25 protein-coding genes and 2 pseudogenes are annotated in these 24,841 nt (G+C 69.7%); 8 read left to right on the top strand and 19 right to left on the bottom strand.

The genetic code is table 11. The features are described from left to right. From A5646_RS23840 to yajC, 3 genes and pseudogenes are all read right to left on the bottom strand, one after another. Positions 1–615 (bottom strand): annotated as a pseudogene (locus tag A5646_RS23840) (protein translocase subunit SecF); the annotation flags it as partial. A 3-nt stretch (positions 616–618) separates the two neighbouring features. Beyond that, positions 619–2,439, bottom strand: coding sequence for a protein translocase subunit SecD (gene secD, locus A5646_RS23835; protein ID WP_067024656.1), 1,821 nt, complete (start codon positions 2,437–2,439; stop codon positions 619–621). 103 nt (positions 2,440–2,542) lie between these two features. Continuing rightward, positions 2,543–2,869, bottom strand: coding sequence for a preprotein translocase subunit YajC (gene yajC / locus A5646_RS23830; protein ID WP_066863870.1), 327 nt, complete (start codon positions 2,867–2,869; stop codon positions 2,543–2,545). 230 nt (positions 2,870–3,099) lie between these two features. Between yajC and gabT the strand changes: the two genes are divergently transcribed. Beyond that, positions 3,100–4,440: a 4-aminobutyrate--2-oxoglutarate transaminase gene (gene gabT, locus A5646_RS23825; RefSeq protein WP_066882211.1), complete on the top strand. Its 1,341-nt coding sequence runs from the start codon at positions 3,100–3,102 to the stop codon at positions 4,438–4,440. Positions 4,441–4,587: 147 nt separating this feature from the next. Further along, positions 4,588–8,112 (top strand): carboxylic acid reductase, encoded by a 3,525-nt coding sequence (car, locus tag A5646_RS23820; protein ID WP_067024653.1) that lies wholly within the window; start codon positions 4,588–4,590, stop codon positions 8,110–8,112. Between the two features lie 64 nt (positions 8,113–8,176). Here the strand turns inward: car and A5646_RS23815 are convergent, their stop codons facing one another. The 6 genes from A5646_RS23815 to ruvC all read right to left on the bottom strand — a co-directional run bounded on the left by A5646_RS23815 (position 8,177) and on the right by ruvC (position 12,679). Continuing rightward, positions 8,177–8,869, bottom strand: a complete 693-nt coding sequence (locus tag A5646_RS23815) for a hypothetical protein (RefSeq protein ID WP_066863865.1) — start codon at positions 8,867–8,869, stop codon at positions 8,177–8,179. A 132-nt stretch (positions 8,870–9,001) separates the two neighbouring features. Continuing rightward, positions 9,002–9,385: a DUF1304 domain-containing protein gene (locus tag A5646_RS23810; RefSeq protein ID WP_067024650.1), complete on the bottom strand. Its 384-nt coding sequence runs from the start codon at positions 9,383–9,385 to the stop codon at positions 9,002–9,004. Positions 9,386–9,503: 118 nt separating this feature from the next. Continuing rightward, positions 9,504–10,199: a hypothetical protein gene (locus tag A5646_RS23805; RefSeq protein ID WP_067024648.1), complete on the bottom strand. Its 696-nt coding sequence runs from the start codon at positions 10,197–10,199 to the stop codon at positions 9,504–9,506. Positions 10,200–10,455: 256 nt separating this feature from the next. Next, positions 10,456–11,517, bottom strand: coding sequence for a Holliday junction branch migration DNA helicase RuvB (gene ruvB, locus A5646_RS23800; RefSeq protein ID WP_066863860.1), 1,062 nt, complete (start codon positions 11,515–11,517; stop codon positions 10,456–10,458). Next, the gene (gene ruvA, locus A5646_RS23795) at positions 11,514–12,116 is read right to left on the bottom strand and encodes a Holliday junction branch migration protein RuvA (protein ID WP_067024645.1); all 603 of its coding nucleotides are present in this window, start codon (positions 12,114–12,116) and stop codon (positions 11,514–11,516) included. Before ruvA ends, ruvB begins: the two co-directional genes overlap by 4 nt. Continuing rightward, entirely contained in the window at positions 12,113–12,679 is a 567-nt protein-coding gene (gene ruvC / locus A5646_RS23790) for a crossover junction endodeoxyribonuclease RuvC (RefSeq protein WP_067024638.1), read from the bottom strand. Before ruvC ends, ruvA begins: the two co-directional genes overlap by 4 nt. 179 nt (positions 12,680–12,858) lie before the next feature. Between ruvC and A5646_RS23785 the strand changes: the two genes are divergently transcribed. The 6 genes from A5646_RS23785 to A5646_RS23760 all read left to right on the top strand — a co-directional run bounded on the left by A5646_RS23785 (position 12,859) and on the right by A5646_RS23760 (position 17,039). Beyond that, entirely contained in the window at positions 12,859–13,470 is a 612-nt protein-coding gene (locus tag A5646_RS23785) for a DUF4178 domain-containing protein (RefSeq protein ID WP_066863852.1), read from the top strand. A 16-nt stretch (positions 13,471–13,486) separates the two neighbouring features. Continuing rightward, positions 13,487–13,981: a DUF2617 family protein gene (locus tag A5646_RS23780; protein ID WP_067024635.1), complete on the top strand. Its 495-nt coding sequence runs from the start codon at positions 13,487–13,489 to the stop codon at positions 13,979–13,981. Next, complete coding sequence (locus tag A5646_RS23775) at positions 13,978–14,409, top strand: DUF4247 domain-containing protein (RefSeq protein WP_066882213.1); 432 nt, start codon at positions 13,978–13,980, stop codon at positions 14,407–14,409. The genes A5646_RS23780 and A5646_RS23775 overlap by 4 nt, the downstream gene beginning before the upstream one ends. A gap of 26 nt (positions 14,410–14,435) precedes the next feature. Then, positions 14,436–14,891: a DUF350 domain-containing protein gene (locus A5646_RS23770; RefSeq protein ID WP_066863848.1), complete on the top strand. Its 456-nt coding sequence runs from the start codon at positions 14,436–14,438 to the stop codon at positions 14,889–14,891. A gap of 41 nt (positions 14,892–14,932) precedes the next feature. Continuing rightward, positions 14,933–16,498 (top strand): polyamine aminopropyltransferase, encoded by a 1,566-nt coding sequence (locus A5646_RS23765; RefSeq protein WP_369806986.1) that lies wholly within the window; start codon positions 14,933–14,935, stop codon positions 16,496–16,498. Between the two features lie 76 nt (positions 16,499–16,574). Then, on the top strand, positions 16,575–17,039 hold the full coding sequence (locus tag A5646_RS23760; protein ID WP_066863843.1) for an RICIN domain-containing protein: 465 nt from the start codon (positions 16,575–16,577) through the stop codon (positions 17,037–17,039). A gap of 10 nt (positions 17,040–17,049) precedes the next feature. Here the strand turns inward: A5646_RS23760 and A5646_RS23755 are convergent, their stop codons facing one another. The 10 genes and pseudogenes from A5646_RS23755 to A5646_RS23715 form a co-directional block, all read right to left on the bottom strand. Next, complete coding sequence (locus A5646_RS23755) at positions 17,050–17,805, bottom strand: YebC/PmpR family DNA-binding transcriptional regulator (RefSeq protein ID WP_066863840.1); 756 nt, start codon at positions 17,803–17,805, stop codon at positions 17,050–17,052. Between the two features lie 137 nt (positions 17,806–17,942). Further along, positions 17,943–18,542, bottom strand: a complete 600-nt coding sequence (gene pdxT, locus A5646_RS23750) for a pyridoxal 5'-phosphate synthase glutaminase subunit PdxT (protein WP_066863837.1) — start codon at positions 18,540–18,542, stop codon at positions 17,943–17,945. 7 nt (positions 18,543–18,549) lie between these two features. Continuing rightward, positions 18,550–19,389: an acyl-CoA thioesterase II gene (tesB, locus tag A5646_RS23745; RefSeq protein ID WP_066863834.1), complete on the bottom strand. Its 840-nt coding sequence runs from the start codon at positions 19,387–19,389 to the stop codon at positions 18,550–18,552. 9 nt (positions 19,390–19,398) lie between these two features. Beyond that, entirely contained in the window at positions 19,399–20,310 is a 912-nt protein-coding gene (pdxS, locus tag A5646_RS23740) for a pyridoxal 5'-phosphate synthase lyase subunit PdxS (RefSeq protein ID WP_066863831.1), read from the bottom strand. 69 nt (positions 20,311–20,379) lie between these two features. Beyond that, the gene (locus A5646_RS23735) at positions 20,380–21,405 is read right to left on the bottom strand and encodes an NUDIX domain-containing protein (protein WP_066863828.1); all 1,026 of its coding nucleotides are present in this window, start codon (positions 21,403–21,405) and stop codon (positions 20,380–20,382) included. Then, on the bottom strand, positions 21,405–22,529 hold the full coding sequence (locus A5646_RS23730) for a glycosyltransferase family 4 protein (RefSeq protein WP_067024629.1): 1,125 nt from the start codon (positions 22,527–22,529) through the stop codon (positions 21,405–21,407). The genes A5646_RS23735 and A5646_RS23730 overlap by 1 nt, the downstream gene beginning before the upstream one ends. After that, on the bottom strand, positions 22,529–23,467 hold the full coding sequence (locus tag A5646_RS23725; protein WP_156748900.1) for a phosphatidylinositol mannoside acyltransferase: 939 nt from the start codon (positions 23,465–23,467) through the stop codon (positions 22,529–22,531). Before A5646_RS23725 ends, A5646_RS23730 begins: the two co-directional genes overlap by 1 nt. A gap of 44 nt (positions 23,468–23,511) precedes the next feature. Further along, complete coding sequence (pgsA, locus tag A5646_RS23720) at positions 23,512–24,159, bottom strand: phosphatidylinositol phosphate synthase (protein ID WP_066863819.1); 648 nt, start codon at positions 24,157–24,159, stop codon at positions 23,512–23,514. A 1-nt stretch (position 24,160) separates the two neighbouring features. Next, a pseudogene (locus A5646_RS30505) lies at positions 24,161–24,260 on the bottom strand (hypothetical protein); the annotation flags it as partial. Next, on the bottom strand, positions 24,257–24,841 hold the full coding sequence (locus A5646_RS23715; protein WP_066863818.1) for an HIT domain-containing protein: 585 nt from the start codon (positions 24,839–24,841) through the stop codon (positions 24,257–24,259). The gene A5646_RS23715 and the pseudogene A5646_RS30505, both read right to left, overlap by 4 nt.

The following is a 24,841-nucleotide window of genomic DNA, read 5'->3' as shown; positions in this document are numbered from 1 at the left end:
GATGGCCATGTACCGCTCGTAGCGCACCATGATGTAGACGCCGACCAGCACCAAGAACACGGCCAGCGCGATCAGCGCCTTGTCGGTGATCTGATCACCCCACGTCTCGGAGACCGCCGCGTCGCTGATCGCCTGCTTGCTGGGCTTGCCGTCGGCGCCCTTGGGTCCGAACGCATCGAAGAGGGCGTTGCGCAGCTTGGTCGTCTGATCGTTGGTCAGCGTCTCCGAGCGAATCTGCACGGTCGCGCCGGCGCCGTTGCCGACGACCACCACCGATTCCGGATCCTTGCCGAGGGCCTGGTGGAACACCTCCGAGACCTGCGAGGTCTGCACGGTGCCCGTCTTCCCGGCGGCCGGCATCGACACCGTCGTGCCGCCGTTGAAGTCGATGCCGAAGGTGAAGCCCCGCAGCAGGATCGACAGGATGGCGACCGCGACGATCGCGCCGCTGATGCCGAACCACAGCCGGCGCCGCCCGACCACCTCGAAGGCGCCGGTGCCGGTGTACAGGCGCGACAGGAACCCGTGGTGCGGGGCGCCGTCGGTCAACTCGGTGGCGCCCTCGGAGGCTTCGGTGAGCTCGGTTGCGTTCTTGGAGGCTTTGGAGGAAGTCATGCGCTATCCCCGTCCCGTCTTGACCTGCGCCGAAGCCCGGCGTTCGCGGGCCACCTGCTGAACGGCGCCCAGGCCGTTGTAGGCCGGCTTTGCCAGCGTCGGGGACTTGGACGCCAGGTACACCAGCGGCCAGGTCACCAGGAACACCACCACGATGTCGAGGACGGTGGTGAGGCCCAACGTGAAGGCGAAGCCGCGCACCTGGCCGATCGCCAGGGCGTAGAGCACCGCGGCGGCCAGGAAGGTGACGGCGTTACCCGACACGATGGTCTTGCGGGCCCGCACCCAGCCTCGGGGCACCGCGGACCGGAACGAACGGCCTTCGCGGATCTCGTCTTTGATGCGTTCGAAGAAGACGACGAACGAGTCGGCGGTGGTACCGATACCGATGATCAGACCCGCGATGCCCGCCAGATCCAGGGTGTAGTTGATCTGGCGACCCAGGATCACCAGGATCGCGAAAATCATTGCGCCGGAAGCGCCCAGCGACAGGGCGGTGAGCAGTCCCAGCACCCGGTAGTAGAGCAGCGAGTACACCAGCACCAGGATCAGGCCGATGGCGCCCGCGATCAGGCCCGCCCGCAGCGAGGTCAATCCCAGTGTCGCCGAGACGGTTTGGGCCTCCGAGGCCTCGAAGGACAGCGGCAGTGAGCCGTATTTGAGGACGTTGGCCAGCTGCTTGGCCGTCGCGGCGGTGAACGGCGGATCGCCACCGCTGATCTGGGTGCGGCCGCCGGGGATCGCCTCCTGGATCATCGGCGCGCTGACCACCTGCGAGTCCAGCGTGAAGGCGGTCTGGGTGCCGATGTGGGCGGCGGTGAAGTCGGCCCAGGTGTTCGCCGCGGCGGACTTGAACTGCAGGTCGACAACGTAGCCGATGCCGCGCTGGTTCTGGCTGGCGCTGGCGTCCTGGATCTGGTCACCGCTGATGATCGACGGCCCCAGCAGGTAGGCGACCTTGTGGTCGGTGGAGCAGGTGATCAACGGCTGGGCGGGATCGTCGTTGCCGGCCAGGATGTCTTCCTTGTCGCAGCGCGTCGCCTGGAATTGCAGGGCCAGGAACTGGATGCCCTGACGCGTGCTCTGGCGCCACTTCTTCTCGTCGGCGATGCGGTCGGCGAGTTCCTTGCGCGGGTCGGGCGGCGCGGGTTGTTCCCCGGGCGGCGCCTCGGCCGCGGGACCCCCGGGCGCGGGCGCCGGTGCGGGTGCCCCGGGCGCTGGCGCTGGCGCGGGGCTGGGTGCCGGGCTGGGAGTCGGGGGCGGGTCCTGCGGATACGGCCGGGGCTGGGCACCCGGGTGCGCGGGAGCCGGCTGAGCCGGTTGTCCCGGAGCCGGCTGTGCTGGCGCCGGTTGTCCCGGAGCGGGCTGGCCGGGCGCCGGTTGTCCCGGAGCGGGCTGGCCGGGCGCGGGCTGGCGCGGCGCCGGCTTGGGCTCCGCGCTCTGGGCCGGCATGGAGTTGAGCACCGGCCGGATGTAGAGCCGGGCGGTCTGGCCCAGGTTGCGCGCCTCGTTGCCGTCGTTTCCGGGGACGGTGATGATCAGGTTGTCGCCGTCGACCACGACCTCCGAACCGGAGACGCCGAGCCCGTTGACCCGGGCGCCGATGATCTGCTGGGCCTGCGCCAACGCCTCACGGCTGGGCTTCGACCCGTCCGGGGTGCGCGCGGTCAGCGTGACGCGGGTGCCGCCCTGCAGGTCGATACCGAGCTTCGGAGCGGCTCGCTTGTCCCCGGTGAGGAACACCAACAGGTAGACGCCGACGAGCAATAACAAGAAGACCGACAGGTAGCGGGCAGGGTGCACCGGCGCCGAAGACGATGCCACGTTCCTTCTATCTCCTCGAATATCGGTTACTTACCCCGGAGGAGAGCCTACGTGGCCCTCGATTACCGGTTGCGCAAGCGGTCCGCCGGGTGGCGATCGGCCGTCAGGAATCCTTGCTGATCGAGCCCTCGTCGGCGGGGTCGTCGCCGTCGGCCAGGTCCTCGTCGTCGTCGGGCAGGATCCGGTCACGGATCGCCAGCTTCATCCAGGTGGTCACCACCCCGGGGGAGATCTCCAGATCCACGTTGTCCTCGGTGATGGCGACGACGGTGGCCTGCAGGCCAGACGTGGTGTGCACCCGATCGCCCGGGCGCAAGGACTCGTGCAGGTCGATGGTGGCCTGCATCGCGCGCTTCTGACGGCGCGATGCCAAGTACATGAACCCGCCCATGATGAGCAGGAACGGCAGGAACAGGATCAGACTCTGCATGGACGCGCCTGTCTTTCGTCGTAAATATTCTTCGGCATACGGGGCATTACTACGGCTGGGTGCCGGTAGGACTCGTGCGTCGCGCACCTCGTAACGGTCCAGTGTGCCCGTTCAGTCTGGCAGGCCACGGGTCGCGACCGACCGCCACGGTGCACGCAGTGCCCGCCGGGGTCAAGCTCGATAGGCTTTTGATGCGACGTGACACGCGCGCCGCGGGGAGGAGTTTTGTGGTGGCCAGCCTCGAGCAGACCCGCCAGCTGGTCACCGAGATCCCCGGTCCGGCATCGCTGGAACTGAGCAAGCGCCGGGCCGCGGCGGTGTCGCACGCGGTGAACGTGTCGGTGCCGGTTTTCGTGGCCCGCGCCGGCGGCGGAATCATCGAGGACGTCGACGGCAACCGGCTGATCGACCTGGGCTCCGGCATCGCGGTGACGACGATCGGCAACTCGTCACCCCGGGTGGTCGAAGCGGTGCGCGCACAGGTCGAAGAGTTCACCCACACCTGTTTCATGGTGACGCCCTACGAGTCCTACGTCGCCGTCGCCGAGACGCTCAACCGCATCACCCCGGGTTCGGGCGAGAAGCGCTCGGTGCTGTTCAACTCCGGCGCCGAGGCGGTGGAGAACGCCGTCAAGGTCGCGCGCGCCTACACCCGCAAGCCCGCCGTGGTGGCGTTCAACCACGCCTACCACGGCCGAACCAACCTGGCCCTGGCGCTGACCGCCAAGTCGATGCCCTACAAGGGCGGCTTCGGCCCGTTCGCGCCGGAGATCTACCGTGCGCCGCTGTCCTACCCCTATCGGGACGGCCTGGTCGACAAGGAACTGGCCACCGACGGGGAGAAGGCCGCCGCGCGCAGCATCAACATCATCGAGAGCCAGATCGGCGCCGACAGCCTGGCCGCGCTCATCATCGAGCCGATCCAGGGCGAGGGCGGGTTCATCGTTCCGGCCGAGGGCTTCCTGCCCACCCTGCTGGACTGGTGCCACAAGAACGACGTGGTGTTCATCGCCGACGAGGTGCAGACCGGATTCGCGCGGTCGGGCGCCATGTTCGCGTGTGAGCACGAGGGCATCGAACCCGACCTGATCTGCACCGCCAAGGCCATCGCCGACGGACTGCCGCTGTCGGCGGTCACCGGGCGGGCGCAGATCATGGACGCCCCGCAGGTCGGCGGTTTGGGTGGCACCTTCGGCGGAAACCCGTTGGCTTGCGCGGCGGCGTTGGCCACCATCGAGACGATCGAGAACGACGGTTTGATCGAGCGCGCGCAGCGGTTGGAACGCCTGATCACCGAGCCGCTGTTGCGTCTGCAGGCCGGCGACGACCGGATCGGCGACGTGCGCGGCCGGGGCGCCATGATCGCCATCGAACTGGTGAAGTCGGGAACCGCCGAGCCCGACAAGGAACTGACCCAGAAGCTGACCGTCGCGGCCGCCGCCGCCGGCGTGATCGTGTTGACGTGCGGAATGTGGGGCAACATCATCCGGCTGCTGCCCCCGCTGACCATCAGCGACGAGCTGCTGGCCGAGGGCATCGACATCCTCGGCGGCTTGCTGCGCGAGCTGTAGACCGGGACTTCCCACCGCGCGTGGGCAATCTCACAAACACCACAAACGCCAGATCATGGTGGAATACCTTTACTTTAGCTAACGTTCTATATGTCAGCGCGGACAGCGCAATTTGACTCGCTAACTTTCATTTGCAAGGGATCTGTTATGTCGACTGCTATTCACGACGAAGAACTCAACCGCCGCATCGAGCAACTCATTGCCAACGACCCCCAGTTCGCCGCCGCCCGGCCGGACCCGGCGATCACCGCCGCCACCGAGCAGCCGGGGCTGCGGCTGCCCCAGATCATCCGGACCGTGCTCGACGGCTATGCCGACCGGCCCGCACTGGCGCAGCGCGTCGTGGAATTCGTCAAGGACGCCAAGACCGGACGCACCACCGCCGAGCTGCTCCCCCGCTTCGAGACCATCACGTATGGCGAACTGGGCGAACGGGTTTCGGCTCTCGGCCGCGCCTGGGCCAGCGACTCGGTGAGCCCCGGCGACCGCGTCTGCGTGCTGGGCTTCAACAGCGTGGACTACGCCACGATCGACATCACGCTGGGCACCATCGGTGCCGTGTCGGTGCCGCTGCAGACCAGCGCGGCGATCTCGTCGCTGCAGCCGATCGTCGCCGAGACCGAGCCCAGCCTGATCGCCTCGAGCGTCAACCAGCTGCCCGACGCCGTGGAGCTGATCCTGGCCGGCGACCACGTGCCCGGCAAGCTCGTCGTGTTCGACTACCAGCCCGAGGTCGACGACCAGCGCGAGGCCGTGGAGAGTGCCGTGGCCCGGCTGGCCGGCACCGATGTGGTGGTCGAGAAGCTCGCCGACGTGTTGGAGCGCGGCAAGCACCAACCCCCGGTTCCCGAGCAGCAGACCGACGAGGACTCGCTCGCGCTGTTGATCTACACCTCCGGCAGCACCGGCGCCCCGAAGGGTGCGATGTACCCGCAGAGCAACGTCGGCAAGATGTGGCGGCGCGGCAGCAAGAACTGGTTCGGCGAGAGCGCCGCGTCGATCACCCTCAACTTCATGCCGATGAGCCACGTCATGGGCCGCGGGATCCTCTACGGCACGTTGGGCAACGGCGGCACCGCCTACTTCGCGGCCCGCAGCGACCTGTCCACCCTGCTCGAGGACCTCGAGCTGGTGCGGCCCACCGAGATGAACTTCGTCCCGCGGATCTGGGAAACGCTGTACGGCGAATTCCAGCGCCAGGTCGAGCGCCGGCTGGCCGACGGTGCCGATCGCGAGGCCGTTGAGGAAGAGGTGCTGGCGGAACAGCGCCAGTACCTGTTGGGCGGGCGGTTCATCTTCGCGATGACGGGCTCCGCACCCACCTCACCGGAACTGAAGAAGTGGGCCGAGTCGCTGCTGCAGATGCACTTGATGGACGGCTACGGCTCGACCGAGGCCGGAATGGTGTTGTTCGACGGGGAGATTCAGCGTCCGCCGGTGATCGACTACAAGTTGGTCGACGTTCCCGACCTGGGCTACTTCAGCACCGACCGCCCGCACCCGCGCGGTGAGCTGTTGCTGCGGACCGAGAACATGTTCCCCGGCTACTACAAGCGGGCCGAGACCACCGCGAACGTGTTCGACGAGGACGGGTACTACCGGACCGGTGACGTGTTCGCCGAGATCGCCCCGGACCGGCTGGTGTACGTCGACCGACGCAACAACGTGCTCAAGCTCGCCCAGGGTGAGTTCGTCACGCTGGCCAAGCTCGAGGCGGTGTTCGGCAACAGCCCGCTGATCCGCCAGATCTACGTCTACGGCAACAGCTCCCAGCCCTACCTGCTGGCCGTGGTGGTGCCGACCGAAGAGGCGTTGGCGGACAATGACATCGAGTCGCTCAAGCCCAAGATCGCCGACTCGCTGCAGAAGGTCGCCAAAGAAACCGGCCTGCAGTCCTACGAGGTGCCGCGCGACTTCATCATCGAGACCACCCCGTTCAGCCTAGAAAACGGTCTGCTGACCGGGATCCGCAAGCTGGCGTGGCCGAAGCTCAAGGCGCACTACGGCGAACGGCTCGAGCAGATCTACGCCGACCTGGCCGCCGGCCAGGCCAACGAGCTGGCCGAACTGCGCCGCAGCGGCGCCCAGGCGCCGGTGCTGCAGACCGTCAGCCGCGCCGCGGCCGCCATGCTGGGCGCGACGGCCGGCGACCTGTCACCCGACGCCCACTTCACCGATCTGGGTGGAGACTCGTTGTCCGCGTTGACATTCGGCAACCTGCTGCGCGAGATCTTCGACGTCGACGTGCCGGTGGGTGTGATCGTCAGCCCGGCCAACGACCTGGCGGCCATCGCCGCCTACATCGAGGCCGAGCGCCAGGGCTCCAAGCGGCCGACGTTCGCGGCCGTGCACGGACGCGGCGCCACCACGGTGCACGCCAGTGACCTCACGCTGGACAAGTTCCTCGACGAGGCCGTCCTGGCCGGCGCGCCGAGCCTGCCCAAGCCGGCGACCGAGGTGCGCACGGTGCTGTTGACCGGCGCGACCGGATTCCTGGGCCGCTACCTGGCGCTGGACTGGCTCGAGCGGATGGACATGGTCGACGGCAAGGTCATCGCACTGGTGCGGGCCCGCTCCGACGACGAAGCGCGCGCCCGGTTGGACAAGACCTTCGGCGTGGGCTCTCCCGAAAGCGACCCGAAGCTGCTGGCGCACTACCAGAAGCTGGCCGCCGACCACCTCGAGGTGATCGCGGGCGACAAGGGCGAGGCCAACCTCGGCCTGGACCAGCAAACCTGGCAGCGACTGGCCGAGGAGGTCGACACCATCGTCGACCCGGCGGCCCTGGTGAACCACGTGTTGCCCTACAGCGAGCTGTTCGGGCCCAACGCGCTGGGCACCGCGGAGCTGATCCGGATCGCGTTGACCTCCAAGCAGAAGCCGTACACCTACGTGTCGACGATCGGCGTGGGCGACCAGATCAAGCCGGGTGAGTTCGTCGAGGACGCCGACATCCGGCAGATCAGCGCCACCCGGGCGATCAACGACAACTACGCCAACGGCTACGGCAACAGCAAGTGGGCCGGCGAGGTGCTCCTGCGCGAGGCGCACGACCTGTGCGGTCTGCCCGTCTCGGTGTTCCGCTGCGACATGATCCTGGCCGACACCACCTACTCCGGTCAGCTCAACCTGCCCGACATGTTCACCCGGCTGATGCTGAGCCTGGTCGCCACCGGTATCGCGCCCGGTTCGTTCTACGAACTCGACGCCGACGGCAACCGGCAGCGGGCGCACTACGACGGCCTGCCGGTCGAGTTCATCGCCGCGGCGATCTCGACGCTGGGGACGCAGATCACCGACAGCGACACCGGCTTCCAGACCTACCACGTGATGAACCCGTACGACGACGGCATCGGTCTAGACGAGTACGTCGACTGGCTGGTCGAGGCCGGGTACTCGATCGAGCGCATCGCCGACTACTCCGAATGGCTGCGGCGGTTCGAGACGTCGCTGCGGGCCCTGCCGGATCGGCAGCGTCAGTACTCGCTGCTGCCGCTGTTGCACAACTACCAGAAGCCGGAAAAGCCGATCAACGGCTCGATGGCGCCCACCGATGTGTTCCGCGCGGCGGTGCAGGAAGCGAAAATCGGCCCCGACAAAGACATTCCGCATGTCACGGCGCCGGTGATCGTCAAGTACATCACCAACCTGCAGTTGCTCGGACTGCTCTAAGGGCAAACAAGCAATCGCCCAGTCCCGTTGCGGGACTGGGCGATTGCTGTTGATTGGCGCAGAACTACTGCTGCGGGTGCGGCCAACGCAGATACGCGGCGTTGGCGCCGGCCCCCGCGCCGGCGCGGTTACGGCGCCAGCCCCGCTTCGGCTCGGGGTCCGCCGCGGCGCGCGGCTTGGTCAGCGCGCCCGAGGAGACCTCGGCGGGCTCGTAAACCGAATCCCGGTAGGGCTCCACGCCCCCGGGGGCCGCGGCGGGTTCGGCCGCCACCGGATGTACGTCGCGGGCCAGGCGCACGGCGGTGCGGGCCAGCACGACCCCACCCACGAAGATGATCAGCGCGCCCAGGCCCGAGAAGTAGGTGACCTCGAGCACCGCGCGCTTGCGTTCGGTCGCCGCGATCGGGTCACCGGCGGAGCCGATTCCCAACAGCGGGGCGACCTGGCCGCCCACGACGAACCAGGCGCCGGCCAGCACGGCCAGCCAGCCGCCCAGCATGGCGGCGACCCGGTTTCCGGCGACGATCAACAACAGGCCGCCGAGCACGGTGGCCGCGCCCGGCGCCACTTCCAGCCAGCCCCGGGCGGAGCTCCACGCCCAATCCCGGTCCGGTGTATAGGCGAAATTAAAGTGCGGACCAACAAACGGTATTAACGCCCCCCAAGCTCCCAAAATGACCAGGAGCAATCCGCTGACCGCGCCTCGCGAACGCGGCATACTCAGCCCGCGGGTTTGGCCGTCTTGTGCGTATTTCATGACATCCCCTCGTTGAATACCGGGTCTGATTCCGGCCTGGGATGGTTACCCAGCGCCTTCCACTACTAACCCACGCGGCAAACGAAAGCCACCGCTAGCCGGGGGCTTTTGAGGCTGGTGAGACTGGTGTTACTAGTGAAGGCCGAGCAACAGGAGCACGATCGCGATCGCGGGAAACGCGCCCTGCGTCGCGGCGGCACGGGCCTTGTCGCGCGCCGACGCGACCAGCACCACCGCCGCCGCGGCCATCGACCCGACGCCGGCGAAGACGAGCGCCGCACCAATGCCCCTGTGCCCCAACGCGACTGCGGCGATGCCCACGCCGGTGACGATGGCCAGGAAAAGGTTGTAGAAGCCTTGGTTGAACGCCAGCGCCTTGGTGGTCTCGGCGTCGGCCGCGGTGGTGCCGAAGGTGGCGCGGGTGCGCGGCGAGGTCCAGGTCAACGATTCGATCACAAAGATGTAGACGTGCAGCAACGCCGCCAGCGCGGCGAACACCAATCCGGCGGCGATCATCGCTCCTCCTCGCTGTTCGGGCGCCGGTGAACTCTACCGATCGGGGGTTGACCGGGCCAGCCTGACGCGGCAAGGCCCCGGTAGCCGAGGGCTACCGGGGCCTTGCCGACTCAGCGGGTCAGGCGCCCGCGTGGTGGTGCCGGTGGAACAGGCCACCGCCTTCGCCGGTGCGCCGGCGGAACAGGCCGCCGCCGGTGCGTCCGCGGGGCTGCGGTCCGGCCGCGACGGCGTCGGTCCGCGCCGGCGCCGCGCCGCGGGTCTCGTCGTACATGGCCGGTTCGGCGGCCGGCACGGCCTCGCCCGCGACCGGCGCCGGGTGGCTCACCACGACGTCGCGCGCGTGCCGCACGGCCAGCCGCGCCACCGCGGCGCCGCCCAGGAACACGATTAGCGCACCCAGGCCGGTGAAGTAGGTGACCTCGAGCAGGGCGCGTTTGAGGTCCGTCGCCGCCACCGGTTGGCCGGCATCGCCGATCCGGAGCGTCGACGCGAACGCGCGGCCGACCACGAACCAGGCGCCGCCGACGACCGCCAGCCAGCCGCCGAACACGGCGCTGGCCCGATTGCCGGACATGAGCACCAGCAGGCCGCCCACCGCCGTCGCGACGCCGGGGAGCACCTCCAGCCAGCCCTTGGCCGTGGTCCACGTCCAGGCCGGATCGGCCATGTACGCCCAGTCGACGTTGGGCCCGAAGAAGGGCACCAGTGCGCCCCACGCGCCCAGCAGTATCAGCAGTAGCCCGGTTAGCGCGCCGCGGGTGCGTGGCATGTACAGCGCGCGGGGTCGGTCGTAGTCGTCGCTCGTGGTCCTCATCGGAACCTCCTTCAACAGGTATCGCTGCTGTGAGCCTGGTTACCCGGCGATGCCGGGGTGTAACCGGTCGACGGCCGCGCGCGTGTTTGCTGGGGCCGTCGCAGCGGGGGTGCACGCGGATGGCCCGGCGCCTGACCGGCGGCGGTCTAGCGGGTCTGACCAGGCCGGACGCCGGACCGCGCGAAGGGCCGGACGCCGCTGGGCGCAAAGGTCACGATTTGGCCGCGAAACGGCCCGGCGGCCACCGAACCAGCCGCTAGTCGAACAGGCCGGGTTGGCCCAGCCCGGTGACCCCGGCCGGCGGGGCCATGCCGAGGTGCGTCCACGCCTGGGCGGTGGCCACCCGGCCCCGCGGGGTCCGCGCGACCATGCCGGCGCGGACCAGAAACGGCTCGCACACCTCCTCGACGGTGGTGGCCTCCTCGCCCACCGCCACCGCCAGCGTCGACACCCCGACCGGGCCGCCGCCGAAGCTGCGGGTCAGCGCCGAGAGCACCGCCCGGTCCAGCCGGTCCAGGCCCAGCTCGTCGACGTCGTACACCGCCAGCGCGGCCTTGGCGACATCGCGGGTGATCACGCCGTCGGCGCGCACCTCGGCGAAGTCGCGAACCCGGCGCAGCAGCCGGTTGGCGATCCGCGGCGTCCCGCGCGAACGGCGGGCGATCTCCTCGGCCGCATCGCCGCCCAGCTCGATGCCCAGGATCCCGGCGGAGCGGGCCAGCACCCGCTCCAGCTCGGCGGGCTCGTAGAAGTCCATGTGCGCGGTGAAACCGAACCGGTCCCGCAGCGGGCCGGTCAACGCGCCGGACCGGGTGGTGGCGCCGACCAGGGTGAAGGGCGCCACTTCCAGGGGGATCGACGTCGCGCCGGGACCCTTGCCGACCACCACGTCGACCCGGAAGTCCTCCATGGCCAGGTACAGCATCTCCTCGGCGGGCCGGGCGATGCGGTGGATCTCGTCGATGAACAGCACGTCGTGCTCGACGAGGTTGGACAGCATGGCCGCCAAGTCACCGGCACGTTCCAGCGCGGGCCCGGACGTCAGCCGCAGCGAGGACCCCAACTCGGCGGCGATGATCATCGCCAGCGACGTCTTGCCCAGCCCCGGCGGACCGGACAACAGGATGTGATCCGGTGTGCCGCCACGGTTTTTGGCGCCCTCGATGACCAGCTGCAGCTGTTCGCGCACCCGCGGCTGGCCGATGAACTCGCGCAGCGAGCGCGGCCGCAGGCTGACGTCGATGTCGCCCTCGCCGGACGCCAGCGCGCCGGAGACCTCCCGGTCGGCGTAGTCGTCGCCGACGTCGTGCGGACTCATCGGGCCTTGCCCAGCAACGACAGGGCGGCGCGCAGGGCGCCCGAGGTGGTGGCGTCGTGCTCGGCGGCCAGCACCTTGTCAGTGGCTTCCTCGGCCTGCTTGACGGCGAACCCGAGCCCCACCAACGCCTCCACCACCGGCCCGCGGACCGCGTGGCCGTTGAGCGCCGCACCCGGCGACGCTCCCCCGCCCGCCCCGGCGGCGCCGACCTTGTCGCGCAGTTCCAGGACCATCCGTTCGGCGCTGCGCTTGCCGATGCCGGGCACCCGGGTGAGCGCGGTGACGTCGCCGTCGTACAGCGCCTGACGCAGCGCCGCGGCGTCGTGCACGGCCAGCGTCGCCATCGCCAGCCGGGGCCCCACCCCGGACACCGACAGCAGCGTCAGGAACAGGTCGCGGGTATCGGTGTCGGTGAAGCCGTACAACGTCATCGAGTCCTCGCGCACGATCATCGCGGTGATCAGCCGCGCCTCGGTCCCGGCCCGCAACGTGGACAGGGTCGACGGGGTCGCGTTCACCCGGTAGCCGACGCCGGCGGCCTCGATCACCACGTGATCGAGCGCCACCTCGAGGACCTCGCCCCGCACCGAGGCGATCATCGCGCGGCCTTCAGCTTGGCGCCCAACTTGGCGCGGTATTTCTCGCGCTGCTCGGCGGCCATCGCTTCGGCCGCGGCCATCCGGGCGATCATCGGGGCCCGCCAGCAGTGACAGATCGCCAGGGCCAGCGCGTCGGCGGCGTCGGCCGGCGACGGTTTGGCTTGCAGCGCAAGGATTCTGGTGACCATCGCGGTGACCTGCGCCTTGTCGGCCGCGCCGTTGCCGGTGACCGCGGCCTTGACCTCGCTGGGGGTGTGGAAGTGCACGTCGATGCCGCGTTTGGCGGCCGCCAGCGCGACCACGCCGCCGGCCTGAGCGGTGCCCATCACCGTCGACACGTTCAGTTGGGAGAACACCCGCTCGATCGCCACGACGTCGGGTTGGTGGGTGACCAGCCAATGCTCGACGGCGTCGCTGATCCGCAGCAGCCGCTCGGCCAGCGGCGCGTCCGACGGGGTGCGCACCACGTCGACGTCCAGCGCCACCACCGTGCGCCCGCGCCCGCTTTCGACGACCGACAGACCGCATCGGGTCAGGCCGGGATCGACGCCCATCACCCGCATTCCCGCTCCCACCTAGTAGAACAGCTGTTCGATACCCTAGCGGCCGGCGCCGACGGGCCCGGGTAGGACACGCGGCGCCACCCCCGATTCCCGCCGCGACGTTACGGCGCCGAACCCGCGAAAAAGCTGTTAGCTTTAGCCCACGTTCGCTCGAGCAAGGTGGCAACGAAGGGGTTGGCGTGGGATCTCTGCTGGTCATGATCGCCGTGGTGCTCTTCATCGCGTCCATCGTGGTGTTGGTGGTGGCTTTGCGGCGGCCCAAGCAGCCGGCCCAGCGGGGCGGGCGCCCGGATCCGCTCGCCGCCGACGCGATGCCCCAGTTCGGGCCGCGCCAGCTCGGGCCCGGCGCCATCGTCAGCTACGGCGGTACCGACTACATCGTGCGCGGTTCGGTCACCTTCCGCGAAGGCCCGTTCGTCTGGTGGGAGCACCTGCTGGAGGGCGGCGACCAGCCGCTCTGGTTCAGCGTCGAGGAGGACGACGGGCGCCTGGAACTCGCGCTGTGGGTGACCCGCAAGGACGTGCCGCTGCGGCCCGGCGACCCCTACGTCGTCGACGGCGTGATGTTCCACGAGTCCGAACGCGGCCGCGCCTCCTACACCACCGAGGGCACCACCGGCCTGCCGGCCGGCGGCGAGATGGAGTTCGTCGACTGCACCAACGCCGACGAGTCGGCGCTGCTCTCGTTCGAGCGCTGGGCCCCGGACATGCCCTGGGAGGTCTCGACGGGCAAGTCCGTCTCGCCGGGCGAGATCACCGTGTATTCGGCGCCCCCACCCAGCCCGGCGTAGCGCAGAGGTCAGGTCGGTGCCCCTTCATCAGCTCGCCGTGACCCCGGCCGATGTATCCGGCGAACGGCTGAGGCTGGCCCTCAACGCACCCGTGCCCGCGCCGCTGGCCAGCTGCCGGCTCGACCACCCCGGCGGCGGCCCGGCGCTACTGCTCGGGGTGCTCGGGGCCTCACACGTCGTCGCGGTGGAGCAGGCGTTCTCGGAGGAAATCTCTTGCACCGCGCGTAATCTCGGGGCCGACCTGCCCGAGCGCACCGACGCGCCCGGCTACCGCCTGCGGTCGCGCACCGACACCCACGACGAGGCGAGCTTTCGCCGGCTCGCACGGGACCTGCGCGCCCGGTGCGCCCGAGCGGGCTGGCTCGGCGGCACCTTCCCCGGCGACGACGCCGCACTGACCGTGCTGGCCGCCGAAGCCGACGGCGCCGGCTGGCGCTGGCGGACCTGGCACCTCTACCCGGGGCGGCACGGCGGAACGGTGGTCCACACGGCCAGCCGGTGGCGCCCGTGAGCCGCAACCGCCTGTTCGTGATCGCCGGCGTGCTGGGCGCGGCCGGCCTGGCGTGCCTGATCTTCGGAATCATCTTGTTGCAGAAAAACATTGGGTCATACGTCGCCGGGCACTATCACGAATACGCCCGCGACGTGAACGGGACTCGCTACCAGTGCAGCGGGTCCCCCGACCAGGTGGCCGACGCGCTCGCCGACTATGCCGAACCCAACGCGCGGGCCGACAACGGCAAAACCGAGTACCTGCGCTACAGCAACAACATCGTGATCGTCGGGCCCGACGGCGGCTACCCGTGCAGCATCCGCGTCGAACCCCTGAGCGCCGGATACAGCCACGGCGCCTTCATCTTCCTCGGCCCCGGGTTTTCCCCCGGATCCCCATCGGGCGGCGCCGGAGGCACCCCCGGCGGCCCCGGCGGAACCAAATGACTCCCACCACCGCAAAGGAGAGCACCATGTATCTCGCCGTCGAGATCGGCACCGTCGACCTCAATCCCGTGCTGAAGGGCGCGGTCGCGACCATCCTGTACTTCGCGGTCGGCATGGCCGTGCTGCTCGTCGGGTTTTACGCGGTCGACGTGCTGACCCCGGGCAAGCTGCGCCAGCTGGTGTTCATCGACCGCCGGCCCAACGCGGTGGTGGTCGCCGGCGCGATGTACATCGCGCTGACGATCGTGATCATCACCGCGATCGCCAACAGCTACAGCCAGCTGGGCCAGGGCCTGGTGGGCGTGGCGGTGTACGGGTTGATGGGCGTGATCCTGCTGGGCGTCGCGCTGTTGACCATGCACCTGCTGATCCCGGGCAGTTTCCACGAGCACATCGACGAGCCCGAGCTGCATCCGGGATCGTTCGCGGTGGCGCTGATACTGCTCGCCGTGGGAGGGGTGACCGCCGCGGCGGTGTCATGAGCGCGGTCGGGTCTGCGGGCGAGGTGCGGGCGCCCGAGGCGATGTGGCCCGCGGCGACGTCGGGGCGGTGGCGGGCGCTGTTGCTGGCCGCCGTGGCGGCCTGCGCGGCGTGCGGCATCATCTACGAACTCGCGCTGCTGACGCTGTCGGCGAGCCTAGACGGCGGCGGCATCGTCGCCACGTCGCTGATCGTCGCGGGCTACATCGCCGCGCTGGGCGTGGGCGCCCTGGTGGTCAAACCCCTGCTGGCGCACGCCGCGATCACCTTCATCGCCGTCGAAGCGCTGCTGGGCATCGTCGGCGGCCTGTCGGCGGCGGCGCTGTACGTGGCGTTCGCGTTCCTGGACGGGTCCGACGGGTCGACGTGGGTGCTGGCGGTGGGCACCGCGCTGATCGGCGGCCTGGTCGGTGCCGAGGTGCCGCTGCTGATGACGCTGCTGCACCGGGGGCGGACAGGGCCCGACGAAGACCAGGCGGCCGATGCCGGCCGCACGCTGGCCAACCTCAACGCCGCGGACTACCTGGGCGCGCTGCTGGGCGGGCTGGTCTGGCCGTTCCTGCTGCTGCCGCAACTGGGGATGATCCGCGGCGCCGCGGCCACCGGCATGATCAACCTGGCCGCGGCGGCCGTCGTCGCGGTTTTCCTTCTGCGCCAAGTGGTTTCGATACGGCAGCTGGCGTTGGCGCTGGGCGCGCTGGCCGCCGCCGCGGCGCTGCTGGCCACCCTGCTGTTGCGCTCGGCGGACGTCGAAACCACAAGCAGGCAAAGGCTTTACGCGGACCCGATCATCGCCTACCGGCACACGGCCTATCAGGAGATCGTGGTGACCCGCCGCGGCAACGACACCCGGCTGTATCTGGACGGCGGGCTGCAGTTCTCCACCCGCGACGAATACCGCTACACCGAGAGCCTCGTCTACCCCGCCCTCGGCGGGGTTTCCCAAGGCGCACGATCGGTGCTGGTGCTCGGCGGCGGAGACGGTCTGGCGGCCCGCGAATTGCTGCGTGTGCCCGGCATTTCCACGATCGTGCAAGTCGAGCTCGATCCCGCGGTGATCGACATCGCGCGCACCACGCTGCGCAACGCCAACGGCGGTTCGTTGGACAACCCGCGGGTGGCCGTGGTGACCGAGGACGCGATGAACTGGTTACGCCGGCCGAACGTGGACCGCTTCGACGCGGTCATCGTCGACCTTCCCGACCCCGACACACCGGTGCTGGGCCGGTTGTACTCGGCGGAGTTCTACGCGCTGATCGCCCGGGCGCTGACCCCCGGTGGGCTGATGGCGGTGCAGGCGGGCAGCCCCTTCTCCACCCCGACGGCGTACTGGCGCACGGTGTCGACGATCCGCGCCGCCGGCTACGCCGTCACGCCGTATCACGTGCACGTGCCCACGTTCGGGGACTGGGGATTCGCCCTGGCCCAGCGCGGCGACGCCGCCCCCGCACCGAGGGTGCCCGCGAATGCGCCGCCGCTGCGTTTCCTCAATCAGCAGGTGCTCGACGCCGCCGGCGTCTTCTCCGGTGACATCGGCCCGCGGCCGGTGGAGCCGTCGACCCTGGACAATCCGCGCATCGTCGAGGACATGCGGCACGGCTACGACTAAAACCGGGGTCGGGCCCGCGAAAAGTGGCCACCCTGAGCCGGCGTGTCGTCTCCGCGAACGAAAGGACCGAACCGAAATGCAGAAACCGCGGTTGGTGGGCGAGGCGCGCCGGGCCCTCGTGCTGTTGGGCACAGTGTTCGGTCTCGCGATGCTCGGTGCTGGTGGGGCAAGTGCCGATGGTCCGGTCCAGTTGAGAAGCCGGTTAGGCGATGCCTGTGTGGACGGCCCGGGATCGGGATGGCTGGCCCCGGTGGTGGTCAACCCGTGCAACGGTGCGGACTCGCAGCGTTGGACTCTCAGCGGTATCGGGCGACTCGAGAGCGCGGCCTTTCCCGGGCAATGCCTGAATTCCGACGGCACGGGGGCGGCGCACCTCGTGGCCTGTTGGGACAGCCAGCGGTGGAACGTGCAGCCCAACGGCCAGATCACGGCCGTCCTGGGTGGTTGCCTCGCCGTCCTCGGCGGCCCCGACCCGGGGACCTGGGTGTCAACCCGCTGGTGCAATGGAGATCCAGGCCAGGGGTGGGATATCGTACCCTGACGCCGCAGGCCTATTCTTCGTCGAGCGCGGCCAGCACCTCGTCGGACAGGTCGACGTTCGTCCAGACGTTCTGCACGTCGTCACTGTCCTCCAGGGCGTCGACGAGCTTGAACACCTTGCGCGCGCCCTCGACGTCGACCGGCACGCTGACGGACGGCTGGAAGCTGGCCTCCGCGGACTCGTAGTCGATGCCGGCGTCCTGTAGTGCGGTGCGTACCGCGACCAGGTCGGTCGGCTCGGAGATGATCTCGAAGCTGTCGCCGAGGTCGTTGACGTCCTCGGCGCCGGCGTCCAGCACCGCGGTCAGCACGTCGTCCTCGGTCAGGCCGTTCTTCTCCAGCGTGACGACGCCCTTGCGGGTGAACAGGTAGGACACCGAGCCGGGATCGGCCATGTTGCCGCCGTTGCGGGTGACCGCGACCCGGACCTCGCCGGCGGCCCGGTTGCGGTTGTCGGTCAGACACTCGATGAGCACCGCCACGCCGTTGGGCCCGTAGCCCTCGTACATGATGGTCTGGTAGTCGGCGCCGCCGGCTTCCTCGCCCGCCCCACGCTTGCGGGCGCGCTCGATGTTGTCGTTGGGCACCGAGGTCTTCTTCGCCTTCTGGATGGCGTCGTAGAGCGTCGGGTTGCCCGCCGGGTCACCGCCGCCGGTGCGGGCGGCGACCTCGATGTTCTTGATCAGCCGGGCGAACTCCTTGCCCCGGCGCGCGTCTTTGACGGCCTTCTGGTGCTTGGTGGTGGCCCACTTGGAATGGCCGCTCATCGCTGTCCTATCTGAAAGTCCTCTTGTTTTTGTGGCCAGACGAGTCTACGTGGACGCCCGATGCGCCGACCGTCACGCCAGCATGGCAGTCGTTACCGGACGTCACTCCTGCGTGACGCTCGGCGGCCCCGGTGCGGTCAATCGTCACCTCCGGTGACGAGGTCGACGAACAGGTGGTGGATGCGCCGGTCGCCGGTCATCTCGGGGTGAAACGCCGTCGCCAGGTTGCGTCCTTGCCGCACCGCGACGCCATGTCCGGCCGCGCTGGCCAGCACCTCGACGCCGTCGCCCGTGCGCTCCACCCAGGGGGCGCGGATGAACACCGCGCGCACCGGATCGTCGAGCCCAGCGAACGGGATGTCACCCTCGAACGAGTCGACCTGTCGTCCAAAAGCGTTGCGCCGCACCGTCATATCGATCGCCCGCAGCGGTAGCGCCTCGCGCCCGCCCGCGCCGGCGTCCAGAATCTCGCTGGCCAGCAGGATCATCCCGGCGCAGGCGCCGTAGGCGGGCAGCCCGTCGGCCAGCAGGCCCCGCAACGGCTCCAGCAGCCCGAGATCTCCCAGCAGATGGCTCATGGTGGTCGATTCGCCACCGGGGATGACCAACCCGTCGACCGACTCGAGCTCGCTGCGCCGCCGCACCGGCATCGATTCGGCGCCGGCCTCGCCCAGGGCGGCCAGGTGCTCGCGGGTGTCGCCCTGCAGCGCCAGCACCCCGATCCTGGGATGGGTCACGGCGCGCTCACGTCGGCTGGTATCCGCGCTTGAAGCGGGTCAGCCCCTCCTGCATGACCGCCGCGACCATCTCACCGGACTGGGTGAAGATCTTGCCCTGGCACAGCGAGCGGCCGCCGCTGGCCGACGGCGAGCTCTGGTCGTAGAGCAGCCATTCGTCGGCCCGGAACGCCCGCATGAACCACATCGCGTGGTCCAGCGACGCCACCTGCAGGTGCTCGCGCACGTCGAGATGGGTGACCTGGGCCGATCCCAGCAGCGTCAGGTCGCTCATGTAGGCCAGCGCGCAGATGTGCAGCACCGGGTCGTCCGGCAGCGGATCACGATGGCGGAACCACACCTGCTGCTGGGAAGCCTTGCCCGGCGACAGCTGCAGCCGATCGCGCGGCACGATGCAGACGTCCCACTCCTCGAACTGCTTGAATCCGGCGTCGTCGAAGACCTTGATCGAGTCCAGCCCCGGCAGCCCGTCCGGCGGCGGCGCGGCCGGCATCGGGTCCTGGTGGTGGATGCCCTCCTGGTCGGTATGGAAGGAGGCGCCCATGGAAAAGATGATTTCGCCGTGCTGGATGGCGTTCACCCGCCGGGTGGCGAAGGACCCGCCGTCGCGGGAGCGCTCGACGATGAAGACCGTGCGCTCCTTGGCGTCCCCGGGCCGCAGGAAGTACCCGTGCAGCGAATGCACCTGATAGTGCGGGTCGACGGTGCGCACCGCCGACACCAGCGACTGCCCGGCTACATGCCCCCCGAAGGTGCGCTGCAAAAATCCCGACTCTGGGCTGAAGATGCTGCCCCGGTAGATGTTGAACTCGAGTTGCTCGAGATCAAGAATCTCTTCGATCGCCACGGAGAAGTTTTACCAGCCGCGTTCGGCCAGCCGGTGCGGCTCCGCGATCTGTTCGACGTTGATGCCGACCATCGCCTCGCCCAACCCGCGCGACACCTTGGCCAGCACGTCGGGGTCGTCGTAGAACGTGGTCGCCTTGACGATCGCGGCAGCGCGCGCGGCGGGGTCACCGGACTTGAAGATGCCCGAGCCCACGAACACGCCCTCGGCGCCGAGCTGCATCATCATCGCCGCATCCGCCGGGGTGGCGATGCCGCCCGCGGTGAACAGCGTCACCGGCAGCTTGCCCGCCCGGGCCACCTCCACGACCAGGTCGTAGGGGGCCTGCAATTCCTTTGCGGCCACGAACAATTCGTCTTCGGACAGCGATGTCAGGCGGCGGATCTCGCCGCCGATGGCCCGCATGTGCGTGGTCGCGTTGGAGACGTCGCCGGTGCCGGCCTCACCCTTGGAGCGGATCATGGCCGCGCCCTCGCTGATGCGCCGCAGCGCCTCACCGAGGTTGGTCGCCCCGCACACGAACGGCACGGTGAACTTCCATTTGTCGATGTGGTGGGTGTAGTCGGCCGGGGTGAGCACCTCGGACTCGTCGACGTAGTCCACGCCGAGGCTCTGCAGGATCTGCGCCTCGACGAAGTGGCCGATGCGGGCCTTGGCCATCACCGGGATGGTCACCGCGGCAATGATGCCCTCGATCATGTCCGGGTCGCTCATCCGCGACACCCCGCCCTGGGCGCGGATGTCGGCGGGCACCCGTTCCAGCGCCATGACGGCGACGGCGCCGGCGGCCTCGGCGATCTTGGCCTGCTCGGGGGTGACGACGTCCATGATGACGCCGCCCTTGAGCATCTCGGCCATGCCGCGCTTGACGCGCGCCGTCCCGGTTCGCCCGTTGCCGTTCGGGGGGTGGGCGGTACTCACTGCTTGATCTCCTTCAACCGTTGTCGACCCAGTCTAATGAGGCGCTTTGGCCGCGTTCACCACGCGGAGTCAGCGGATGGACAGCAGCGGGCCGGGCGCGCGGCCGCCGGCCAGCGCGGCCGCGTCGGTGAGCAGTCCGGATAGCTGCATGGGATACACCGTCTCCCCCGCCGCCACCAGCTGCGCGATGTCAGCAGCGTCACACCAGCGGTGGCCGTGGATGTAGCTGCGTTCCAGCTCGGTTCGTCCGGTGCGCGACGGCTCGAACCGCCGGGTGCGGTAGACGAAGTAGAACTCCTCGCTGTCGATCAGCGAGCCGTTGAACTCGAAGACCTCGTCGCGGCGCCAGACCGGCCCGATCATCTCGGCCGGCGCGACCCGCAGGCCGGTTTCCTCGGCCAGCTCCCGCGCGGCGGCCTCGGCCAGCCGCTCCCCTTGCTGAACTTCGCCGCCCACCGTGAACCACCATTTCGGCGCGTGCCGCTCGGCCAGCGCGGGGTCCGACCCGCACAGCAGCAGCACCGCGCCGGTCTCGTCGAGCAGCACGACGCGCGCCGAGGTGCGGTGGTTGAGGACGCCGTGATCGCCGTGGGCCAGCGCGTGTGGTCGCTCGACGATCTCGAAATAGCTCGGCAGCGCCGCGGTGCCGCCCAGGTGAAAGAGCCGCACCAGGGGCCGTTCGGCCAGGGCCAGGGTGTCGCGGACCGCGTCGTTGTGGAAGCGGCGGGCCAGCACCACCCGGGCCTCGGCGTCGGCCAGCTCGGCGATCAGCCCGGCCGGCAGCGACGCCGGATCGACGACGGCCAGCGCGGCCGACAGCTCGTTCTCGGCGTTCTCCCGCGCGGGCCGGGGCGCGCCTTCGGCGGCGTCGGCCAGCGCCGCCAGCCGTCGCCCTTCGGACGCGCCGCCGTAGGCGTCGATGGCGACCGCGCGCGACACCACCGCGCGCCGGGCCAGCGCGCCGTCGAGTGCCTGCCAGGACAGGTCGTAGCGGACGTGCAGCCGGTCCAGCCGGTTGGCGGTCCGGTAGGCCCAGGCGCCGACGACCGCCAGCACCGCGACGAAGACCGCGATGGCGACAATCAGCCATGTCATCAACTGGCCACCTCAACCTTGGCGCCTGACGCGGCGACCGTCTCGTACACCCGCATGATCTGGCTGGCGACCACTGACCAGTCGTAGCGCTGGACAGCTGCCGAACCGGCCGCCACATATCGTTCCCGCAGCACATCATCCTCCAGCACCGCGATCAGCGCATCGGCAAGCGCGTCGCTGTCGCCGACGGGCACCAGGCAGCCCACGTCACCGTTGGCCAGCACGCGCCGGAAGGCGTCCAGGTCGCTGGCCACCACCGGCGTCCCGGCGGCCAGCGCCTCGACGAGGACGATGCCGAAGCTCTCCCCGCCGAGGTTGGGCGCGCAATACACGTCCGCGCTGCGCATGGCCGAGGCCTTCCCGGCATCGTCGACCTGCCCCAGAAAGCGGAGGCGGTCCACGAATTCGCCTGCCGCGACGCGCAATTGGTCCTCGTCGCCGCGGCCGACGACCAGCAGCTGCACGTCATCGAACCGCTCGACCAGCCCGGGCAGCGCCTCGAGCAGCACCGACATGCCCTTGCGCGGTTCGTCGTAGCGGCCCAGGAACAGCACGGTCTTGCCGGCGCGCGGGTAGCCGTCCAGGGGCGGGGCGGAGGCGAACGAGGCGACGTCGACGCCGTTGGGGATCTCCACCGCGTCGGTGCCCAGCGCCTCCATCTGCCAGCGTCGCGCCAGGTCGGAGACCGCGATCCGGCCGACGATCTTCTCGTGCATCGGGCGCAGGATGCCCTGAAACACCGTCAGCGTCAGCGATTTGGTGGTCGACGTGTGAAACGTCGCCACGATCGGGCCCTCGGCGATGTTGAGGGCCAGCATGGACAGGCTCGGTGCGTTCGGCTCGTGCAGGTGCAACACGTCGAATTCGCCTTCGGCGAGCCACTTTTTGACCTTGCGATGAGTGGCCGGCCCGAACCGCAGCCGGGCCACGGACCCGTTGTAGGGAATCGGGACGGCCTTGCCGGCCGAGACGACGTAGTCGGGCAGCGCGGCGTGCGGCGAGGACGGCGCGAGCACGCTGACGTCATGGCCCCGGGCGCGCATCACCTCGGCCAGTTGCAGGACGTGCGACTGCACCCCGCCCGGAACGTCGAACGAGTAGGGGCAGACCATCCCGATCCGCATCAGGTGTCCTTTAGCCGGGCCTGCTTGGCTTCCGGGAGGTCGGCCAGCCACTGCGGCTGCATCATGTGCCAGTCCTCGGGACGGGCGGCGATGTTCTTGGCGAAATGATCGGCCAACACCTGGGTGATGGCGCCGACGTCGCCGCCGGTGCAATCCAGCGGCGACTGTATGTCGACGCCCCAGCCCCGCTCCTCGAACCAGCAGTGCGCCGGCAGCAGGGCCGCGCCGGTCGCGATCGCGAGCTTCGCCGGCCCGGCCGGCATCCGGGTGGGCTCACCGAAGAAGTCGACCTGCACGCCGGTGCGGGTCAGGTCGCGCTCGGCCATCAGGCACACCACCCGGTTGGCCCGCAGCCGATCGCACAACACGTCGAACGCCGGCCGCTCTCCCCCGGACAGCGGCAGCACCTCGAAGCCGAGGCCCTCGCGGTAGGCGATGAAGCGCCGATAGAGCGACTCGGGTTTGAGGCGCTCGGCGACGGTGGTGAAGGTGCCGTGGGTCTGCGCCAGCCATACCCCGGCCATGTCCCAGTTGCCGCTGTGCGGCAAGGCGATCACCGCGCCGCGGCCGCTGGCCAGCGCCGCCTCGATGTTCTCTCGCCCCAGCACCGAGTCGTGCAGCGCGCGGCCCACCGCAACCAGGTCCATGCCCGGCAGCCGGAACGCCTCGCGCCAGTAGCGGGCGTAGGAGGCCAGCGAGGCCCGCATCAGCGAGTCCGGCACCTCCTCGGGCGGTACAGCAATGACGCGGGCCAGGTTCTTGCGCAGCTGGTCGGGGCCGCCGCCGCGCGCGGCATAGCGCGCCCCGGCCTCAAAGGCGTTGCGCGCGGCGAACTCCGGCATCGCCCGCACCGCCATCCACCCCGAGGCGTACGCCCAGTCGGCGCCCATCCCGCCGGTCAGGCGGCCCACCGTCCGGCTGGCCAGCTGGCGGGCCATCCGACGTTGCGCCCCAAGCGTTTTCATGCCCGGCGGAGTGGGAATCACGGGCCGTCCGATCCGACCAGCCGGTCGGTCGCCCCCGGCGAGGTGCGCACCGCGTGCAGCCGCTGCGCGCAGGTGAGCAGGCTGGCCAGCGCCAGCACCCACATCGCGACCGGCAGCGCGGGCGGCCAGGCGACGTAGGGAAAGTCCGACACGCCCGCGCCGACCAGCACGATGATCAGCCGCTCCGGCCGTTCGATCAGGCCCCCGTCGCCGCGCAGCCCGCTGGCTTCCGCGCGGGCCTTGATGTAGGAGATCACCTGCGAGGTGACCAGGCAGATCAGCGTCGCCACCGCCAGCAGCTTGTCGTGCAGGCCGAAGACGATCCACCACAGCAGCCCGCAGAACACCGCGCCGTCGCTGACCCGGTCGCAGGTGGCGTCCAGCACCGCGCCGAATCGGGTGCCGCCGCCGCGTTCCCGGGCCATCGCCCCGTCGAGCATGTCGAAGAGGACGAAGAACCAGACCACCAGCGTGCCGATGAACAGCTTGCCCATCGGGAACAGGATCAGCGCCCCCGCCACCGCGACGATGGTGCCCAGGACGGTGACGACGTCGGGGGTCAATCCCAGCCGCAGGCATGCCCGTGCGGTCGGAGTGGTCAGCCGCGCGAACGCCGCCCGCGACAGGAACGGCACTCTACTCATGCGCGCCGCTCTCCCCCGCAAGCGGGAGGCGCCCCCGCCTCATCGCTTCGTCCCCCGCAAGCGGGTGGTACCCCCGCTGCATCGTCGCCGGCGCAGCTCATGGTTGTTTCGTCCACTCCGTGGCCAGCAGCTGACGCGTCTCGCGCAGCAATTGCGGGATCACCTTGGACCCGCCGATGATGGTGATGAAATTCGCGTCGCCACCCCAGCGCGGCACCACGTGCACGTGCAGGTGTTCGGCCAGCGAGCCACCCGCCGACGTCCCCAGGTTCAGGCCGACGTTGAAACCGTGCGGCCGGGACACGTTCTTGATGACGCGAATCGCCTTCTGAATGAAGGACATCAGCTCCGCGCTTTCCGGGTCGGTCAGATCCTCGAGTTCGGAGACCCGCCGATAGGGCACCACCATCAGGTGGCCGGGGTTGTACGGGTACAGGTTGAGCACGGCGTAGACGAGTTCGCCGCGGGCGACCACCAGGCCGTCTTCGTCGGCGAGGTGCGGAATGTCGGTGAACGGCTGCTCGCTCTTGCTCGACGAGTTGGGGTCGCGCTTCAGCGGCGCCTCGGCCAGGTAGGTCATCCGGTACGGCGTCCACAGCCGCTGCAGGTGGTCTTGCTCGCCGACACCCCTGTCCAGGATGGTGTCATCGGTGCCCTGCTCGGCGGGTTGGCGATCACTCAC

It is taken from the genome of Mycobacterium sp. 1245499.0 (genome assembly GCF_001673615.1).
GTDB classification, from domain to species: domain Bacteria; phylum Actinomycetota; class Actinomycetes; order Mycobacteriales; family Mycobacteriaceae; genus Mycobacterium; species Mycobacterium europaeum_A.
Note: the sequence above shows the minus strand (reverse complement) of the source record. Positions and strands in the feature narration are given on the sequence as shown.

Bases quoted from the DNA above. Each gene is read 5' to 3' on its own strand.
- yajC (WP_066863870.1), bottom strand. From the start codon at position 2,869: ATGCAGAGTCTGATCCTGTTCCTGCCGTTCCTGCTCATCATGGGCGGG.
- car (WP_067024653.1), top strand. From the start codon at position 4,588: ATGTCGACTGCTATTCACGACGAAGAACTCAACCGCCGCATCGAGCAA.
- A5646_RS23815 (WP_066863865.1), bottom strand. From the start codon at position 8,869: ATGAAATACGCACAAGACGGCCAAACCCGCGGGCTGAGTATGCCGCGT.
- A5646_RS23810 (WP_067024650.1), bottom strand. From the start codon at position 9,385: ATGATCGCCGCCGGATTGGTGTTCGCCGCGCTGGCGGCGTTGCTGCAC.
- A5646_RS23805 (WP_067024648.1), bottom strand. From the start codon at position 10,199: ATGAGGACCACGAGCGACGACTACGACCGACCCCGCGCGCTGTACATG.
- ruvB (WP_066863860.1), bottom strand. From the start codon at position 11,517: ATGAGTCCGCACGACGTCGGCGACGACTACGCCGACCGGGAGGTCTCC.
- ruvA (WP_067024645.1), bottom strand. From the start codon at position 12,116: ATGATCGCCTCGGTGCGGGGCGAGGTCCTCGAGGTGGCGCTCGATCAC.
- ruvC (WP_067024638.1), bottom strand. From the start codon at position 12,679: ATGCGGGTGATGGGCGTCGATCCCGGCCTGACCCGATGCGGTCTGTCG.
- A5646_RS23770 (WP_066863848.1), top strand. From the start codon at position 14,436: ATGTATCTCGCCGTCGAGATCGGCACCGTCGACCTCAATCCCGTGCTG.
- A5646_RS23765 (WP_369806986.1), top strand. From the start codon at position 14,933: ATGTGGCCCGCGGCGACGTCGGGGCGGTGGCGGGCGCTGTTGCTGGCC.
- A5646_RS23760 (WP_066863843.1), top strand. From the start codon at position 16,575: ATGCAGAAACCGCGGTTGGTGGGCGAGGCGCGCCGGGCCCTCGTGCTG.
- A5646_RS23755 (WP_066863840.1), bottom strand. From the start codon at position 17,805: ATGAGCGGCCATTCCAAGTGGGCCACCACCAAGCACCAGAAGGCCGTC.
- A5646_RS23735 (WP_066863828.1), bottom strand. From the start codon at position 21,405: ATGACATGGCTGATTGTCGCCATCGCGGTCTTCGTCGCGGTGCTGGCG.
- A5646_RS23730 (WP_067024629.1), bottom strand. From the start codon at position 22,529: ATGCGGATCGGGATGGTCTGCCCCTACTCGTTCGACGTTCCGGGCGGG.
- A5646_RS23725 (WP_156748900.1), bottom strand. From the start codon at position 23,467: ATGGCCCGCCAGCTGGCCAGCCGGACGGTGGGCCGCCTGACCGGCGGG.
- pgsA (WP_066863819.1), bottom strand. From the start codon at position 24,159: ATGAGTAGAGTGCCGTTCCTGTCGCGGGCGGCGTTCGCGCGGCTGACC.